The organism is Mesorhizobium sp. ORS 3428 (genome assembly GCF_001854785.1).
Taxonomy (GTDB): Bacteria; Pseudomonadota; Alphaproteobacteria; order Rhizobiales; family Rhizobiaceae; genus Mesorhizobium.
Genome location: NZ_MDFL01000156.1, coordinates 1 through 17,671, shown reverse-complemented (window position 1 = coordinate 17,671; position 17,671 = coordinate 1). Strand labels below are relative to the sequence as shown.

The following is a 17,671-nucleotide window of genomic DNA, read 5'->3' as shown; positions in this document are numbered from 1 at the left end:
GGGCGACCTCAGGCGGCTTCGTGGACTGGAATGCTGGCTTCGCTCTCGGCCAGCGCCTCGCTCAAGGACTGCGCCTCCGCGACTGCCTTGCTGACGAGGTCGGCCGAAATCGTCGCGACGGCAAAGCGTATCTGCCGCAGCAACAGATGTGCCGCGCGCTCGCCCTGGGCGGCCTGACGGATCACTCGGGTACCGCGAGGCGAAATGACGGCTTCTTTCAAGGCGGGATCGGAAAAGAGACTGTGGAACATCGATGCGGCACGTTCGACCTGCCGCGCTGTGGCGCGACCGTCGCCCCGCATCAACAGTGAAGTGTCCATCTCCGGTGGCGCCATCCATTCAGGCAGGTCGTGAACGAGCGAATAATATTCGGCACCGGTCGGGCGCGCRATGGCGCCAATCGCCGGCCGGTTGCGTTCGCGAAGTTCGCTCAGCGTCACTCTGAGCCAGAGCTGCGGTAGTCGGCGCGTCACCATAGTGTCGGCCAGGAGCTCGACACGAATCTGCCTGCCGTCCTCAAGGCGGCTGGTGAGAATGGGAAAATAATCCCGGGCGAAGCTGATCTCGGCGCCGGGAAATAACCTCGCCGCCTCGTCGAGGAGGCCCCTGCGCTGCGCGAGGATGGCACGGTGGTCGGCGATCGCGCGCTTGCCCATCCAGGCGCAGGAGGCGACGATAAAGGCCGAGAAGGCAAGTGTGGTGATCATTTACGATCGCCTTGCAAAGGACGGGCGGCACAGCAGCGCCGCCCGTCTGGTTTGATTTAGTAGCCGCGCGGCTTCGGCCAGGGCATGGTGAACTGGTCGCCGCGGCGGACGAAGCGGTAGCGCCGGAAGTGGAACCAGAGCGATGCCACGATGTAGAAGCACATCATCGCGCTGAGCTGAGTGCCGTAGCCGAGGAACACGGCAAAATAGGCAGCCGCGCACAGCGTCAGAAGGACAATCACCGGCAGCGGGTGAAGCGGGTGCACATAGCCGCGCTTGATCGTGTCGAGCGGCCATTTGCGCCGGAACATGACCATGTTGAAGGTCATGAAGGTGTACCCAAGCAGGCCCGACAGGATCGAGAAGGTCACGACCTGGTCGAGCGGCGCACCGAGCGCGAAAATGAGCGCGATGGGAACCAGGAACACGATCGACCGGTACGGCGTACGGTAGACCGGGTGCACCGCGCCGAACCAGCTCGGCAGGTAGCGGTCACGGCCCATCGAGAACCAGGCGCGCGAGGCGTCGTTGATGCATCCGTTCGCCGAGGCGAGTGTCGAAAACATCGTGCCGACGAAGAGGAGCACCATCAATCCGGTGTTGCCCGTGACGCGCGCGGCGTCGAAGAGTGGCGTTCCGGCTTGACCGAGATATTCCCAAGGCAGGAGGCCTGAGCAGACATACCAGGTCATGGTCGCGGCAATCAGCAGCGTCATGATGCCGGCCATGGTGCCATAGGGCAGCGAACGCGCTGGCGAACGGACTTCTTCCGCCGCCTGGCAGGTTCCCTCGATGCCGAGATAATACCACAAGCCGAAGTGCAGGGCCGCGACGATGCCGATCCAGCCATAGGGCAGCGGTGACGTCGTGATCGCCGAAAAGTCCATCGGCACGGCGGAGGCGCCGAGTTGCACCGAGACGAACAGGGCAATGATCGCCAGGAAAGCAATGGCCGTGATGACCAGATTGAAGGTCAACGTGGCCAGCACCCCGCGGAAATTGAGCCACGCCAGGAACATGATGGAAAGGATGATGAACGGCTTCTGGTTGAGGCCGGTATGGCCCATCATCCCCGCGACCGTATCGAGCAGATAGCCGACGGTGATAGCGTTGGCCGCCTCGAGCATGGTGTAGGCCATGACCAGGAACAGGCCGACATTGAAGGCCATCAACGGCCCGACGATGTGCTTGGCCTGAGCATACTGGCCGCCGGCGGCGGCAATGGTCGACGTCACTTCGGAATCGATCATCGCCACGCAGGTGTAGAGCAAGCCAGCCACCCAACAGGCGGCGAGCCCGGCGATCATGCCGCCTTTGCCGACAGAGAAGTTCCAGCCCATATATTCGCCGACGAGCACGATGCCGACGCCAAGCGCCCAGATATGGGCCGGGCCGAGAACGCGCAGGAGTTGAAGCCGCTCGGCTGCGGGTGCGGCTGCAGTCACATTTGCCATTTCCGTCCCCCCTCAGATCTGGTGGCGCTCGGCCGTCACCTCGATCTCGCCTTCGCGTGATGAGGTCAGCAACTCGTTGTCGTAGGTGGTGTCGATGCGAATGAGATTGATGAGCATCATCACACCGAACATGGCTGAGAGGGCCCAGGCCACGTATTCAAGAATGTTCCAGATATCCATGCCCGCCTCTCTATCGCCGCTTTGGATCGAAGCGTTCTTCGATCACTTCGCGGTATTCCTTGTCGGAAAGCCGCACGACCAAGACAAAATAGCCAATCACCAGCACCGCCATGACGATCAGCGGYGCCCAGCTGAAACTGTAGWCGAAGCGGGYGGTGATGATGTCGTTCGCGGCAGCCGGGTCGGTAATTCCAATCGCCGCCCATTGCTTGGCTTCGGTGGCATTCTGACCGAGCGCCTCCCAGGTCGGGTTGGCGATCGGGTTGGGGGTTTTGGCGGCGCCGGCAAAGCCCAGGTAAAGGGGCAGATAGAGGGCGCCCACTGTCAGTACGAGCAGGGTTATGACGTCGAAGACCTGGCCGGCGAGGCCCTGTTTGGGAGGTTGATATGCCATTTGCTCGCTCCTTAGCCCCGGCGTCTGCGCATCTCGTCGAGATGCTTGATGTCAAGGCCGTAGATGAAATGCTTGTCTTCGGCGTAGTGGCGCAGCATGGCGACTATGGCCGCCGTGTTGAAGACCAGCACCAAGGCGCATGCGACCGACAGGATAATGCRCATGGCGGGGATCGAGATGTAGGGCCAGACGCTGAACAGCGCGAACATGAGTGTACCCCACAGCACGACAACGAAGGCCAACAGGCCTGCGCGATCGCGCGCGTGCATTTTGTCGATGCGCTGGTTCAGGCTGAGTTCGCCAGTTGGACTACTGATTGTTGCTTCCATGTATTCTCCTCCGGACGGCCATTTTTCGGCTTCGTTGCGCTTTTGCGGTAGGGAWAATTAATTTCCCAACAGGAATATCCGGCAAAGTTAATTTCGTGTCAAGCGACGCAGTGCAGATAGTGGATGGCGTCAGTAAGGCAGAGACGCTGCTGAACAGATTTGAACCTGGATACAGATTTGCCTTCGCGCGCCACGCGTTCGCCATCGTCTCGACAGGTTCGGGGAGCGCGTTTTCGGTTGCGCGAAGCAGCCGCCGAAAGCTGCAATGCCGCTTTAATGCATGTCGCCCAAAAGTGCGCTGCGGTTTTGGGAGAGACATGCATCAAAACAAAGACTTAAAGCGCGTCGCTTGGATACGCTTCACCRCAACGCGCTTTGGGTACCCTGGCGGAATTGCACCCGGCGACCGGAGCTTCCGGCGCTGATCCATCAACGGTTGAACGCGGGGTCGGTCATGCCGGCCTGCTCAGCAAGGACGCAATTGCGACTTCGYCGGCGAACACCTCTGCTCCGGACAAGGGTCACTCATAGATCGGAAATCGGCCGACCAAATCATGCACTTCCTCGCGCACAGCCGCCTCGATAGCGGCGTTGCCGGCCTCGCCTTTGGCGGCCAACCCATCAATGACGCACATCGTCATTCTGCCCACCTGGCGGAATTCGTCGCGGAGAAACCCGCGCGTCGTACACGCCGGCGTGCCGAGCCGAATCCCCGACGTGACCGTCGGGCCTTGCGGATCGAAGGGAATGCCGTTCTTGTTGCAGGTGATGTGGGCGCGGCCGAGCRCAGTCTCTACCGCCTTGCCGGTCAGCCCTTTGCGCCGCAGGTCGACCAGCATCAAATGCGTATCGGTGCCGCCTGAGACGATGTCGACACCGCCATCGGCGAGCGTCTCGGCAAGGGCTTTGGYGTGGGCGACAATGTTTGCCGCATAGGCTTTGAATTCCGGCGCCAGCGCCTCGCCAAAAGCCACTGCCTTTGCGGCAATGACGTGCATCAATGGCCCACCCTGCAGGCCGGGAAACACCGCCGAATTGATCTTCTTGCCGATCTCCTCGTCATTGGAGAGCACCATGCCGCCGCGCGGGCCTCGCAGGGTCTTGTGTGTGGTCGTGGTCACCACGTGAGCATGTTCGAGGGGATTGGGGTGGACGCCGCCGGCCACGAGGCCTGYGAAATGCGCCATGTCCACGAACAGCTTGGCGCCAACCTCGTCGGYGATCTCACGAAACGCCTTGAAATCGATAATGCGCGGATAGGCCGAGCCGCCGGCAAGAATCACCTTGGGCCGGTGCTTGCGCGCGAAATCGCGCACCTCGTCGAGGTCGATGCGATGCGTGTCAGGACGCACCCCATAGGACACGACGTTGAACCACTTGCCGGACTGGTTGACCGGCGCGCCGTGTGTGAGATGCCCGCCAGCGGCGAGATTAAGACCCAGAAAGGTGTCACCGGGCTGCATCAACGCCATGAAGACCGACTGGTTGGCCTGACTGCCGGAGTTCGGCTGTACGTTGGCGAAAGAACAGCCGAACAACGCCTTGGCGCGCTCCCGCGCCAGATCCTCGACTTCGTCAACGAACTGGCAGCCGCCATAGTATCTGCGGCCGGGATAACCCTCGGCATATTTGTTGGTCAGCACCGAGCCCTGTGCCTCAAGCACCGCCCTGGAGACGATGTTTTCGGAAGCGATCAGCTCGATCTCGTTGCGCTGGCGCGAGAGCTCCCGCTGCATGGCGTCGCTGACGGCGCGATCCGCAACAGCTACTSCGGCGCGGAAGAAACGGCTTGCGGCGCCGATGTCAGCTTTGGTCGAGATGTTCATGAAGGTCCTCCCTTGCGGCGCGACGCCAGGATTGTGATCACCCGGTCCAGCCAAGGCCGGTTGAAATGCAGTTGATTGAAAGCAGAAGCGCGTTGACTGCACGCTTTGGCTTGGCCGTCGCGCCGTCCTGCGCGCGGACTTCGCGCAAAAGCTGCACCTGCAACCGATGTATGCCGTCGAGCTGCGGCCTGATCCGGTCGAAGTGCTGCTTGAAGRCCGGGAAGCGCTGCGAAACCTTCAGGCCGCCGTTGATCTCGGCAATGGTCTTGCGCGTCAAAGCATATTCGGCGGCGATCTTGCGGTAGATCCGTTCGCCTACGTCCTGGTCCTRCACCAGACCGGCATAGAGCCGGCCGATTTCCATGTCGGTTTGGTAAAGTCCCTTATCGACCTCGTCGACAATGAGGCGGAAAAAGCGCGAGCRTTCGAACATCTGCCTGAGCAATTCCAACCCGGCGTTGCCGCGAACAGTGAGGAAGGAATTGAGCGCGCTGCCGATGCCGTACCAATTGGTCAGCAGATGCCGGTTCTGGCTCCAGGCAAAAACCCAGGGGATGGCGCGCAGATCGGAAATGTCCCGGGCGCCGAAGCGGCGGGCCGGACGCGAACCGATCTTCAAAAGCGACAGCTCTTCCACCGGGCTTGCTTGATTGAAATAGTCGATGAAGCCCGGCTCGTTGATAAGGCCCGAATAGGACGCCTGCGACATGCCGGTCAAAGCCTCAAGAGCTTCGCTGAATTCGGGGATTTCCTTGAGCTCAGCCTCGTTGTGTGACTTGACGGTGTGGGCAAAGACGCTCGCGGCAAGGATCTCGAGCTGATAGAGCCCGGTGCCGCGATTTGCGAATTTCGACGACACGACCTCGCCCTGTTCGGTCACCCGCATAGCCCCGCCGACTGTGCCGGCAGGCTGGGCGGCTATCGCTCGTCCGGTCGGCGCACCGCCCCGACTGACCGAGCCGCCACGGCCATGGAAGAAGCTGATGGTGATCTTGCGCTTCTGGCTGAGGGCGTGGATGCGTCTCTGCGTCTTGTTCAATTCCCAATTTGAAGCAAGGAAACCGCCGTCCTTGTTGGAGTCGGAATATCCCAGCATCACTTCCTGCCGGTTGCCGAAGTCGCGCAGGGAGCGACGCACRATCGAGACTGAAAGAAGCTGATCCAGAACATCGGGCGCGGCGCGCAGGTCAGCGATAGTCTCGAAAAGCGGCACGACGCGCAGCGCAATCGCTCCGCTGCCGTCGAGCGCGGTGGCCATACCGGAATATTGGGCAAGCAGATAAACGGCCAGCAGATCTTCGGAAGAACGCGTCATACTCAAGATAAAGGCGCCAATCGCACCGCGGTTCGCACCTGCGGAGGCTTCGCGGATGACGTCGAACAGTTCGACAAGCTCCCGCGCCTCTTCGGAAAGCGATTGCCGTTCGATCACAAGCTGTTCGCCGGTGCTGAGCGCCGTGCGGATGCGGCGGCTCCATTGTGGCGAGTCGGGCACAGGCGCCTGATCTGCATCCGTATGCTTGAAAAGCTCGAACAGCACCCGATTGACGACCGTCGAGTTCTGGCGAATGTCCAATGCGACCGTGCGAAAGCCGAAAGTCTCGACCTGCTGGCGCAAGGGGCGAWCGAAGCGCCGCGCAACATGGTGCCCCCCCAGCTTGGCGAGGACCGTTTCGAGGTGCCGCAGATCTGCCTTGAACAACTCCGACCGGGCATAGGGCTTKGYCGCCGTCYCGCCGAGCATCGCCCGCAGGCGATCCAGCATCGCGKCCGCGAACTGCCGCAGCGGCTCTCCCGGATTGCGCGCCATGATCTCCCGAGGCGTGCCGGATCGATGCAACGCCTGGCCTAGCGCCTTGTTGAAGTCTTCTGGGATGTCGACGACATTGGCGCTGATGCTGAGCACGGTGACCAGCCGGCGAACCTGCTGAATGTACCAACCAATGGCTGCCTGGCGGCACTCCGTGAGCGCCCGAGCGGTAGTCCTCGCCGTGACATTGGGATTGCCGTCGCGATCTCCGCCGATCCACGACGCGTAGCGCATGAAGGACGGCACCTTCAGATCGTATTTCGGGTAGTGACGGGCGAACGCCTCCTCGACGGCATCATAGATCTTCGGCGTCGCCTCGAAGATCACCTCCCGGAAGAAGTGCAGGCCCCATGCAATCTCGCTATCGACAGAGGGGCGTTCAAGCCGCAACTCCMCCGACATCCATAATAGCTCGATCTCGCTTCTGAGATCGTCGATCAGCTGCTCGCGCTCGCGCGGCGCCCAACGCTGCTGTTCGAGCTCAGTGAGCTTGCGGTAGATGCGCCGATGAATTTCGAGAACAGTGACGCGCTTGGCCTCGGTCGGGTGGGCGGTCATGGTTGGCCCGACGCTCAGCRTGTCGAGGGCAGCCTGCAGTTCCTCGGCCGGATAGCCGGCCGCGGCGATCTCGCACACGACATTGGCGAAGGAGCCTATAACCTCATCCGCGCCACCCATCTGCTCGAGTTCGCGGCGTGAACGCATCGCGAGCAATTCGTTGGCGATGGCGACGAGCTGGAACCATATCCCGGTTGCCTGGAGCGCAGGAATGCGCTGAGCTTCGGCGAGAGTGTCGAGGCTGACGCGCCCGGCTGGAACGCCGGCTATCCCGGGTTCACGTTCGCTGACGACAGAGGTCAGCAGCCTGAACAGAAGGCTTCTGACGTCCTCGTGACAGCTGAGCAGTCTGCTGTCGTCCAAAGCGGCACCCATTCGTCTAGGCGTTGTCCCGGATGGCCGATCAGGGCGGGCACCTCGGGAAACTAAGAAAGCCATTTGGAAGCAGACAGGCTTTTTCCCTTCTTGAAAACGCCCGGACGGGTAGATTTGCCATTCGATCGGGTAGGTCGGGGACCAATCCGGATGGTGAGCGGCAAGCGTGTCCGGACCTACCCGGCCAGGCAGAAATCAGGGTCCCGTCCAATMGTTGGTCCAGCGCGTTTCGCCCGCAAATGCTACTTGCCTAAGATGCAAAAATGTTGCACCTTGGTAAAAATTGCCGGCTTCGGAATACGCTTGTTGTCCGGCGCTATCATGCGGAACGAAAGGATATGGACGTGCAGCAAGTGCTTCCTGGTCTCTTCGAAGGGCATGCTCCGATCACCCTTCAGAACGCTTTCCATGATGCACTTGAAGCTCTCGAGGAGTGGAGGGAGAGCGACGACGAGCCTTTCGTCCAGATCCACGGCGTTCCGGTACCCATCAGCAGTGTATTCGTCAGAATGAGCGACTGTACCGATTTGCTGCCGCTCAGAACGCAGGGCGTTCTTGGCGCGATCGTTGGCATGGGCGTGGTTCGCGCCGCCGACCRCATACTTTACGCCGAAGCGGCGCGGCTTGTGATACCCTTGTGCGCTCCAGCGGCTCGACTGTGCCGTCGCGCTTCCGAGCACGTATAGATATTCAGAACACCTGCTCGCCCAAATGCATGTTGTCGCCTGAACCGTTTCGGCACGACGCGCTTTGAGGCAGGAAATTTATCGACCAAGCCTTAGGTTGGCAGGCCGGCAGCCGATAACAGCCGACAATTTCTTGAGCTCAAAGACGGTCGCGGTTTCTTTCACCAGCATAGAGCGCCACCGCCATCGCCCGATTGCGCACGTCCAGTTTTTCGTAGAGATTTTTGAGGTGATATTTGACGGTATTCTCGGAAATTCCTGTGCGGGCTGCGATCTGAATATTGGTCCAGCCATCGGCCAGAACCGACAGCAATTCTCTCTCGCGCGTCGTCAGCCGCGAAAGCGGCGTGTCGTTGATTTTCGAGACATCTACATAGGGGATACAAATCCGGCCTTGCGCGACCGCGGCCAGTGTGTCGAAAAGGACCGCCGGGTCGTCGAACTGGTAGCAGAACCCTTGGGCGCCGAGGCGCACGCACTGCCTGAGAATGGCCACGTCGTGGTCATTGGAAAAGATCACGACGCGCGCGCAGAGGTTGYGCCGCTGCATTTCCGTAAGCAGGCCGGCGCCGTTCATGTCGGACAGTTTCCAGCCAACCACGGCAAGATCGAATGGAGAGGTCGCRGCGGACGCCGCCCGTAGAAAGGCCTCGCCGGTCTRCACATTGCCGACGAGATCAAAGCGACGATCCCGCGAGATCATATCCGTCAGCGCAGCAACCACCAGCGGGTTGCGCTCGGCGATCAACACCCTGAATCTTGTCTCTCCGCCCATTGATATCGCTCGATCCCAATGCTCAGAACCGACCATGGCGGCACGCAGGCGCACGCCCTGGGTCGCTGCATCTTCTCCCCTGCTTTCTTCCACGATTGATCGGCGGCTCCGACCTGCTTCGGGTTCTCGCGGTACCGATGTCGTGGAATAGCGCATTCTAAATTCATATCATGAATTTTATTTTCCTTCCAGTACAATTGTCTGACCGGATCGAGCCGGGGTTCTCGTTCGCAGTTTTTTCTTGTCATGAATTTTTTTTGCATATGAGTTGACCGTCGTTCAGAGCCCTTGCTATAGATTGGGCCTGAAGAAGTCAGCGAAAGGGCGGTGTCCGACCGGGTTTGGGCCTGTTATCTCGCCCGCTCTTGGGAGGACAGAGTGACGAATGTGATTGACGGCAAGGCAGCCGCGGGCGACGTGGTTGCGAAGGTCAAGGCCGCGACCGAACAGTTGATCTCTGCCACCGGTGTCGTTCCCGCTATCGCAGTGGTCATTGTCGGCCACGATCCTGCCAGTCAGGTCTATGTTTCCTCCAAAGGCAGGAAAGCAAAGGAGTGCGGCTTTCGCTCCATCGAGCATGCGCTGGCGGCTGATATCTCGGAAGGCGAGCTCATCGCCCTGCTCGAGGAACTCAATGCCGATCCCTCGATCCACGGCATTCTTGTACAACTGCCGCTCCCGGACCACATCGATGCCGGCAGGATCGTCCAGACCATCGCCGCCGAAAAGGACGTTGACGGCTTTCATTTCATCAATGTCGGCAAACTCGGCACCGGCGAACTGAAGACCGCTTTCGTCCCGTGCACGCCCGCCGGCTCAATGCTCCTTATCGAGCGTGCGCTCGGCCGGGATCTGTCGGGCCTGAATGCCGTGGTCGTCGGCCGCTCCAACATTGTCGGCAAGCCAATGGCAAACCTTCTGCTGAATGCCAACGCAACCGTCACCATCGCCCATAGCCAGACCAAGGATCTTGCCGCACTCTGCCGCGGCGCCGATATCCTGGTCGCGGYGGTCGGAAGGCCCGAAATGATCAAGGGCGACTGGGTGAAGCCAGGTGCGGTGGTTATCGATGTCGGAATCAATCGGGTCGGTGAAAATGCCGGCGAAAAGTCCAAACTGGTGGGCGACGTCGCCTACTCGGAAGCGGCCGAACATGCCGGCGCAATCACGCCCGTGCCGGGCGGCGTCGGTCCCATGACGATCGCGCTTCTGATGGCCAACACGCTGGCGTCGGCTTACCGCGCGGCAGGCCGGACACCACCAAGCATTTAGTCGATTGGCTCGAGGCCTAAGGATTCCCTGCGTCCCCAGGCGCTTGACCACGAAGCGCCTTCTCTAAGTCTTGGTACAATGTGCCAAGACTTCTTTTTTGGCTGCTGCCCGAAGTATGCTTCGAAATCAAATCAGCACAACAGCGGCGCACGCGCGGTCGATGCGCAGTCGCGAACAGGCTCGCAAGATGGGTTGCGTCCTGGCCGAGATGCGGCCGGCTCCGTCAGCTTCGTGTCAAAACAAGGACTTAAGGCGCCGCCTGGTTCCGCTTGGTCCCGCCGCGCCTCAAGCCGCCGATGTCTGAACCCCATATTCGAGGGAGGAGTCCAGGATCATGTGCCAAAGGCTGTCGGCGAAGGTGGTGAAAACGAGCATGTTGAAGACGGCGTGGCCGTCGGAGCCGTCGGCCTGGCGCCAAATATTCATCGCCGTGTGGTCGATCGAGGTCGTCGCTGCGGCTCCAATTGGGAATGCAGCATCGTCCAGGTCCAACGAGCAAAACTTCGCCAGCGCCTGGCGGGCGTCGGGCCCGCCTATGCGGATCAGACAGCGTCCATCTGATTGATCGGAGAGCGAAGCGATGCCAGCAAAGACTTCTGTCAGTTTGGCAAATTGATCCTCTGTCGGTCGCGCAGAAAAGGCGATGAACTRGTCCGGGCCCGACCAGATCAGCGTTGCGTCACGACCCACTACGGCGTTGGGAGTGYTGGKTGGCTGGACGCCGAACACCTTCTTGGCTGTCTTCATGGTCTCGGCTGCTTTGCCCCGCCGCGCCATGACCTGAGTCAAGCTGATGTTGCGCACCTCCTTGAGGGTGACGCCCACCTGCGCGCCGGCCGCGCCGTGGCGGCCGGGGGCGAGCGCGCTGTCCAGCGGTGATTGAGTGTTCCAGGAAAAATCAACCACGCTGGCGCACTCCTTCGGGGTCATAGAAGACGGGGCTGCAGATCTCGGCCTCGTAGTCCTCGTTCCGCAGAGGATCGCTTATCCGGACAATCTCGCCGATACGCTCGCGCCCGCGTTCGACCAGACCAAGGCCGATCCACTGATCGAGCATCGGCGAGAAGCAGACCGATGTGACGTAGCCTTGGTCCGTTTGCGGGCCAGGGATCRCCCCCTTCGGAATAACGTGGGCGCCGGAACGCAGGYGGCGTGCCCGGTCGACTGGCTTGATGCCGACGACCACCTGCCGGTTCRGAGCCGTCAAAGCCTCTCGGCCGGCCATCACGCGGCCGACGAAGTCCTTTTTCTTGGACATCATCTTGCCGAGGCCGAGGTCATCGGCCGTGGTTGTGCCATTGAGCTCGGGGCCGGCGACATGACCCTTCTCGATGCGCATCACGCCCAGCGCTTCGGTGCCGTAGGGCGTCACCCCATAGGGCCGGCCAGCGATCATCAGGTTTTCAGCCATCGCCGCGCCGTAGCGCGCCGGCACCGAGATCTCGAAGGCCATTTCGCCCGAGAACGAGATGCGGAACAGGCGTGCGGTCACACCTCCGCGCAGCTTAACCTCCCGCGCGCCCATGAACGGGAAGCCCTCGTTGGTGAGATCCTCAGACGGATCGGCCAGAGCCTGCAGCAGTTTGCGGGTGTTCGGGCCGGCGATCGAGAACTGCGCCCACTGGTCGGTGGCACTGGTCAGCTGCACGTCGAGCTCCRGGAACAGTACCTGGCGGCAGAACTCCAGATGCTGCATCACCGGCCCGGCTTTCGCCGTGGTGGTGGTGAGAAAATAGTGGTCCTCGGCCAGGCGCGAGGTCGTGCCGTCGTCCATGACGATGCCGTCTTCGCGCAGCATCAGCCCGTAGCGCGCCTTGCCGACGGCAAGGTTGGAGAAGCTGTTGATGTAGACGCGATCGAGGAACACGCCGGCATCCGCGCCGCGCACGTCGACCTTGCCGAGCGTGGAGACGTCGCAGAAGCCGACCCCGTTGCGCACGGCCAGCACTTCGCGCGTCACGGACTCCAGCCAGTCCTTCTCGCCGGGGCGTGGATACCATTGCGCACGCTTCCACAGCCCGACATCGACGAACACGGCGCCCTGTTTCGCGGCCCAATGATGCGACGGCGTCAGCCGGGTGGCGTGGAAATTCTCGTCGCGATGGTGGCCGGCGAATGCTCCTATTGCGACGGGCGCGTAGGGCGGTCGGTAGATCGTCGTGCCGGTCTCCGGGATGGTGCGATCGCTCGCTTCCGCCATGATGGCAAGGCCGTTGATGTTGGACGTCTTGCCCTGGTCGGTGGCCATGCCGAGCGTGGTATAGCGCTTGAGATGCTCGACGCTCTCGAAGCCTTCCCGCTGCGCCAAGGTGACGTCGGAAGCCGTGACGTCGTGCTGGAAGTCGACGAAGGCCTTGCCCTTGCCTTTGACATGCCAGAGTGGTGCGATGCCGTAGACTTCATCCTCGGCCTTCGATGCCTCTCCCGGCTGCCCGGCGGCGCCGCAGTCGGCCGCCGCCGCGGCGCCGGCGCCGTGACCTTCGCGAAGGCAGGCGCCGAGCGAGAATGCGCCGTTGGCAGCGCCGGCCATGACCATGCCTTTTGGGGCGTCCCCCGGCATGAAGGCTGCGATATCCTCCCGCCAGGCAGGCCTGCCGCGATGGAAGCATGACAGACCGACATTCGGATTCCACCCTCCCGAAACGGCAAGGCAGTCCGTATCGATTCGCTGCGTCAGGCCATTCTTGTCATTGCTCGCAACGATGCTTCGCACACCGTCGACGCCGCCCTTGACCTCGGATACGACCCCGGCGAGCACGCGCAGGTCGTAGGTATCGACAAGCCTCTGGTATTGCGGCGGCACCTCACGGCGGGGATCGATCACCGCCACGACGTGGGCGCCGGCCCGCTCGATGGTCTCGACCGTGCGCCAGCCATCATCATTGTTGGTAAACAACGTCACACGCTTCCCCGGCAGGGCCGCGAAGCGATTGACATAAGTGCGGACGGCGGACGCCATCATCACGCCTGGCCGATCATTGCCAGGGAAGACGATCGGCCGTTCAATTGCACCTGCAGCCACCACCGAACGCTTGGCAACGATGCGCCAAAGCCGCTGGCGGACCTGGTGCAGGCCCGGCTCAGCAACGTGATCGTTGACGCGCTCGAGCGCTGCATGGACGCCACCGTCATAGACGCCGAACACGACGGTTCTGGTCATGATCCGGACGTTGGTTAGGGAAGCGAGTTCACGGGTGGCGCGGCGGAGCCATTCCCTGGCATCCAGGCCGTCGATCTCGCCGCTCTCGCTGAGCAGACGACCGCCAAGCACGGGATCTTCTTCAGCAAGTATGACGCGCGCTCCCGCGCGCCCTGCGGCCAGCGCCGCAGACAGGCCGGCGGGACCGCCCCCGACAACCAGCACGTCGCAATGCGCCCAGGCCTTGTCGTAGTGGTCGGGATCGGGCAATCCGGAGCCCTTGCCGAGACCTGCAGCACGGCGGATCATCGGCTCGTAGATTGCCTCCCAGAACTTCGCCGGCCACATGAAGGTCTTGTAATAGAACCCGGCGACGAAGATCGGGGCGAACAATTGGTTGATCGACATGAAGTCGCGGCGCAGCGACGGCCAGCGGTTCTGGCTGTTCRCAACCAACCCATCGTAGAGTTCCTGCGTGGTCGCCCTCGTGTTCGGTTCGCGCCGGGCGCCGGTGCGCATCTCGACGAGCGCGCTCGGCTCCTCCGAGCCGGCGGTGACAATACCGCGTGGGCGGTGATACTTGAACGACCGTCCCACGAGCTTGACACCGTTGGCGACCAGCGCGGAAGCCAGCGTGTCCCCGGCAAACCCGGTCATGGTCTTGCCGTCGAATGAAAACTGGATCGGCGACCGGCGGTCGATGATGCCGTCACCGGGTAGYCGGTGCGACTGGCTGGCGGCAGCGGCCCCTGTACGGACGTTAGCCTCCATCGGCGCGGTCCGGGCGAGCGTTTCGGATCGGGAATAGCCCGACATGGTCATTCTCCTGTCCGTGCCGCGGCCGCGCCCGCGCCGGGGGCTGYCGTGACGGAAATGAACTCATGGGTGATGGTGTTGCGCTCGGCCACAAGCCAGGAGCGGCAGCCGCCGCCATGGTACCAATACTCGCGCATGACGCCCGCCACATTGTCGCGCAGATAGACGTAGTCGTAGAACGCATCCTCGACGCGAGCAGAACTCTCCCCGCCATCGACAGCGAAGTTGGGCCGCTTGGGCGAGGCATCGCCAAGATAAGTGAACTCGCCGTTTTCGCGTTCACCGCAGAAGGGACATGCAATTCGCATTCCGCCAGACTCGCTTTTCAGTGAAGGTTCGGCTGGGCGCCTTGGCCCTTTYCATCGATCATCGCGCCGCGGCGGAACCGATCGAGGCGGAAAAGCGCTGCCTCCGGATGCGGCTCGTCGCGCGCCAGAAGGTGGGCGAAGACGAGACCGGATGCCGGTGTCGCCTTGAAGCCGCCGTAGCACCAGCCGGCATTGAGATAGAGGCCGTTGACCGGGCTCTTGTCGATGATCGGCGAGCCGTCCATCGACATGTCCATGATGCCGCCCCACTGCCGCAGCATGCGCACGCGGCCGATCATCGGCATGATGGCCATGCCGCCCTCGCAGACGTCCTCAATGACCGGCATGTTGCCGCGCTGGGCATAGGAATTGTAACCGTCGATATCGCCGCCAAAGACGAGCCCGCCCTTGTCGGACTGGCTGACATAGAAGTGGCCGGCGCCGAAAGTGATGACACCCGGGATCAGCGGTTTGATCGCTTCGGAGACAAAGGCCTGCAGCACATGGCTTTCGATCGGCAGCCGCAGGCCGGCCATCGCCGCGACGCGTGACGAGGAACCGRCAACCGCCATGCCGACCTTGCCGGCGCCGATACGGCCGCGGCTGGTCTCGACGCCGGTCACCTTGCCGTTGGCGTCGCGCACGAAGCCGGTGACCTCGCAGTTCTGGATGATGTCGACGCCGCCTTCACTGGCGGCACGCGCATAGCCCCAGACGACAGCATCATGGCGGGCGGTGCCCGCGCGGCGCTGCAGGAGGCCCCCCATGATCGGGAAGCGGGCATTGTCGTAGTTCAGAAACGGCAGTTCCTTGCGGATCTGCACCGCATCGAGGAGTTCAGCGTCGATGCCGTTGATGYGCATCGTGTTGCCGCGGCGGGCGAAAGCGTCGCGCTGCGCGTCGGAGTGATAGAGGTTGATGATGCCGCGCTGGCTGACCATCGTGTTGTAGTTGAGGTCCTGCTCCATGCGCTYCCACAGCTTCATCGACAGCTCGTAGAAGCCGACATTGCCGGGCAGGCCGTAGTTGGAGCGGATGATGGTGGTGTTGCGGCCGGCATTGCCGGAGCCGATCCAGCCTTTTTCCAGCACTGCCACGTTTCGGATTCCGTATTCGCGGGCAAGGAAGTAGGCCGTTGCAAGACCGTGACCGCCACCACCGATGATCACCACGTCATAGCGGCTCTTGGGTGCCGGATCGCGCCACGCTCGCGTCCATCTTTTGTGGCCGGACAGTGCAGCCTTGGCGAGCGAAAAGATCGAATATTTCATCGCGTGTATTCCGGCGAAATGTCGGTTGGTTCGGCCAGCGCCCAATCCGCGGATCGGGCGCTGAGCCGTGGAAAAAAGCCTAGACGTCCAGCGTGTTGTCGCGCTCCCACTGGGTGAAGTGCGAAGCGTAGGAGTTCCACTCCTGAGTCTTGAGCTTGATGTAGGCGGCGGAGAATTCCTCGCCCATGGCAGCCTTCAGCTCGGCGTCGCCGTCATAGGCGCGAAGCGCGTCGAGCAGATTGAGCGGCAGCTTGGCGCCATGCGTGACGGTGTGTCCGTCCTTGTACATGTCGATGTCGCTGCGTTGGCCGGGATCGGCCTTGCTACGGATGCCGCTGAGCCCGGCGGCGATGATGGCCGCCTGCATCAAATAGGGGTTGGCGGCGCCGTCGGGCAGGCGCAATTCGAAGCGGCCGGGGCCAGGCACGCGCACCATGTGGGTGCGGTTGTTGCCGGTCCAGGTCACCGTGTTCGGCGCCCAGGTCGCGCCCGAGATGGTGCGCGGCGCATTGATGCGCTTGTAGGAGTTCACCGTCGGATTGGTGATCGCAGCAAGCGCCGAGGCGTGCTTCATGATGCCGCCCAGGAAGTGCCTGCCTTTTTCCGACAGACCCAACTCCATTTCCTTGTCGGCGAAAGCATTGGTCTTGCYGGTGAGATCCCATACCGAGATATGGGCATGGCAACCGCTGCCAGTCAGGCCCTGGAAGGGCTTCGGCATGAAGGTCGCGCGCAGGCCGTRCTTYTCGGCGATCGACTTGACCATGAACTTGAAGAAGGAGTGCTTGTCGGCTGTCGCCAGGACGTCGTCGAATTGCCAATTCATCTCGAACTGGCCGTTGGCGTCCTCATGGTCGTTCTGGTACGGGCCCCAGCCAAGGTCGAGCATGGCGTCGCAGATTTCGGCGATGACGTCATAGCGGCGCATCACCGCCTGCTGGTCGTAGCAGGATTTCGACGCCGTATCGTACTCGTCGCTGATCTGCTTGCCGTCGGGCGTGACCAGGAAGAATTCCGGCTCGACGCCGGTCTTCACGCGCATGCCTTCCTCGGCGGCTTCGGCAACAAGCCGCTTCAGGGTGTTGCGCGGCGCCTGAGCGACGCTCTTGCCTTCCATCAGGCAGTCCGAAGCAAGCCAGGCGACTTCCGGCTTCCACGGCAGCTGGATCACGGAAGCCGGGTCCGRCACCGCCAGCATGTCGGGATGCGCCGGCGTCAGGTCGAGCCAGGTTGCGAAGCCGGCAAAGCCGGCGCCCTCCTTCTGCATGTCGGCGATCGCCTGCGTCGGAACCAGCTTTGCGCGCTGGCCGCCAAACAGATCCGTGTACGAGACCATGAAGTACTTGACGCCGCGAACCCTTGCGAACTCTTGGAGATCAGCCCCTTCCGAATGATCGATTTTGGCTTCAAAGGCCTTGTTCATGTCTACTCCTCCCAATCTTCGGTTTTAGAAGCCGCCCTGCCCCGGTATCCAGGTCGTTCCCGCCAGAGGGACACCGGCCATGGCCGCCGCCTCGATCGAAAGCGCGCAGAGATCTTCCGGCTCGAGATTGTGCAGGTGGTTTTTGCCGCAGGCGCGGGCGATCGTCTGCGCCTCCAGCGTCATCACCTTGAGATAGTTGGCCAGCCGCCGTCCGGCCGCGATCGGRTCGACCCGCTTCATCAGCTCGGGATCCTGCGTGGTGATGCCGGCCGGGTCCTTGCCCTCGTGCCAGTCGTCATAGGCGCCGGCGGTGGTGCCGAGCTTTTGGTACTCTTCCTCCCAGCGCGG

The 17,671-nt window shown here is 62.1% G+C and carries 16 protein-coding genes; 1 reads left to right on the top strand and 15 read right to left on the bottom strand.

What is annotated here, in order from left to right; all coding sequences use genetic code 11:
• Positions 1-8: 8 nt before the first annotated feature.
• The 9 genes from ORS3428_RS26100 to ORS3428_RS26065 form a co-directional block, all read right to left on the bottom strand.
• Positions 9-707, bottom strand: coding sequence for a hypothetical protein (locus tag ORS3428_RS26100; protein WP_071101165.1), 699 nt, complete (start codon positions 705-707; stop codon positions 9-11).
• A gap of 56 nt (positions 708-763) precedes the next feature.
• Positions 764-2,161 carry an APC family permease gene (locus ORS3428_RS26095; protein WP_071101164.1) on the bottom strand — a complete coding sequence of 466 codons (1,398 nt, stop codon included), beginning with the start codon at positions 2,159-2,161 and terminating at the stop codon, positions 764-766.
• A 12-nt stretch (positions 2,162-2,173) separates the two neighbouring features.
• The gene (locus tag ORS3428_RS32735) at positions 2,174-2,341 is read right to left on the bottom strand and encodes a hypothetical protein (RefSeq protein WP_172833735.1); all 168 of its coding nucleotides are present in this window, start codon (positions 2,339-2,341) and stop codon (positions 2,174-2,176) included.
• A 10-nt stretch (positions 2,342-2,351) separates the two neighbouring features.
• Positions 2,352-2,735: a hypothetical protein gene (locus ORS3428_RS26090; RefSeq protein ID WP_071101163.1), complete on the bottom strand. Its 384-nt coding sequence runs from the start codon at positions 2,733-2,735 to the stop codon at positions 2,352-2,354.
• 11 nt (positions 2,736-2,746) lie between these two features.
• Positions 2,747-3,064 (bottom strand): hypothetical protein, encoded by a 318-nt coding sequence (locus tag ORS3428_RS26085; RefSeq protein WP_071101162.1) that lies wholly within the window; start codon positions 3,062-3,064, stop codon positions 2,747-2,749.
• A gap of 521 nt (positions 3,065-3,585) precedes the next feature.
• Positions 3,586-4,890, bottom strand: coding sequence for a serine hydroxymethyltransferase (gene glyA, locus ORS3428_RS26080; protein ID WP_071101161.1), 1,305 nt, complete (start codon positions 4,888-4,890; stop codon positions 3,586-3,588).
• A 37-nt stretch (positions 4,891-4,927) separates the two neighbouring features.
• Complete coding sequence (locus ORS3428_RS26075) at positions 4,928-7,621, bottom strand: phosphoenolpyruvate carboxylase (protein ID WP_071101178.1); 2,694 nt, start codon at positions 7,619-7,621, stop codon at positions 4,928-4,930.
• 254 nt (positions 7,622-7,875) lie between these two features.
• Positions 7,876-8,313 carry a hypothetical protein gene (locus ORS3428_RS33405; RefSeq protein WP_071101160.1) on the bottom strand — a complete coding sequence of 146 codons (438 nt, stop codon included), beginning with the start codon at positions 8,311-8,313 and terminating at the stop codon, positions 7,876-7,878.
• A 145-nt stretch (positions 8,314-8,458) separates the two neighbouring features.
• Positions 8,459-9,094, bottom strand: coding sequence for a response regulator transcription factor (locus ORS3428_RS26065; protein WP_071101159.1), 636 nt, complete (start codon positions 9,092-9,094; stop codon positions 8,459-8,461).
• A 378-nt stretch (positions 9,095-9,472) separates the two neighbouring features.
• On the opposite strand from ORS3428_RS26065, the gene folD reads away from it, so the two are divergent.
• Complete coding sequence (folD, locus tag ORS3428_RS26060; protein WP_071101158.1) at positions 9,473-10,366, top strand: bifunctional methylenetetrahydrofolate dehydrogenase/methenyltetrahydrofolate cyclohydrolase FolD; 894 nt, start codon at positions 9,473-9,475, stop codon at positions 10,364-10,366.
• Positions 10,367-10,651: 285 nt separating this feature from the next.
• On the opposite strand, the gene ORS3428_RS26055 is transcribed toward folD, so the two are convergent.
• The 6 genes from ORS3428_RS26055 to ORS3428_RS26030 form a co-directional block, all read right to left on the bottom strand.
• Positions 10,652-11,272 (bottom strand): sarcosine oxidase subunit gamma, encoded by a 621-nt coding sequence (locus ORS3428_RS26055; RefSeq protein ID WP_071101177.1) that lies wholly within the window; start codon positions 11,270-11,272, stop codon positions 10,652-10,654.
• Complete coding sequence (locus ORS3428_RS26050; protein ID WP_071101176.1) at positions 11,265-14,276, bottom strand: sarcosine oxidase subunit alpha family protein; 3,012 nt, start codon at positions 14,274-14,276, stop codon at positions 11,265-11,267. The genes ORS3428_RS26055 and ORS3428_RS26050 overlap by 8 nt, the downstream gene beginning before the upstream one ends.
• Before the next feature lie 47 nt (positions 14,277-14,323).
• Complete coding sequence (locus ORS3428_RS26045) at positions 14,324-14,629, bottom strand: sarcosine oxidase subunit delta (RefSeq protein ID WP_071101157.1); 306 nt, start codon at positions 14,627-14,629, stop codon at positions 14,324-14,326.
• Between the two features lie 17 nt (positions 14,630-14,646).
• Positions 14,647-15,900 carry a sarcosine oxidase subunit beta family protein gene (locus tag ORS3428_RS26040; protein WP_071101156.1) on the bottom strand — a complete coding sequence of 418 codons (1,254 nt, stop codon included), beginning with the start codon at positions 15,898-15,900 and terminating at the stop codon, positions 14,647-14,649.
• Between the two features lie 79 nt (positions 15,901-15,979).
• Positions 15,980-17,323 carry a type III glutamate--ammonia ligase gene (glnT, locus tag ORS3428_RS26035; protein WP_071101155.1) on the bottom strand — a complete coding sequence of 448 codons (1,344 nt, stop codon included), beginning with the start codon at positions 17,321-17,323 and terminating at the stop codon, positions 15,980-15,982.
• Between the two features lie 24 nt (positions 17,324-17,347).
• Positions 17,348-17,671, bottom strand: a 324-nt coding sequence (locus ORS3428_RS26030) for a glutamate synthase-related protein (RefSeq protein ID WP_244508103.1), incomplete at its 5' end; no start/stop codon positions are given.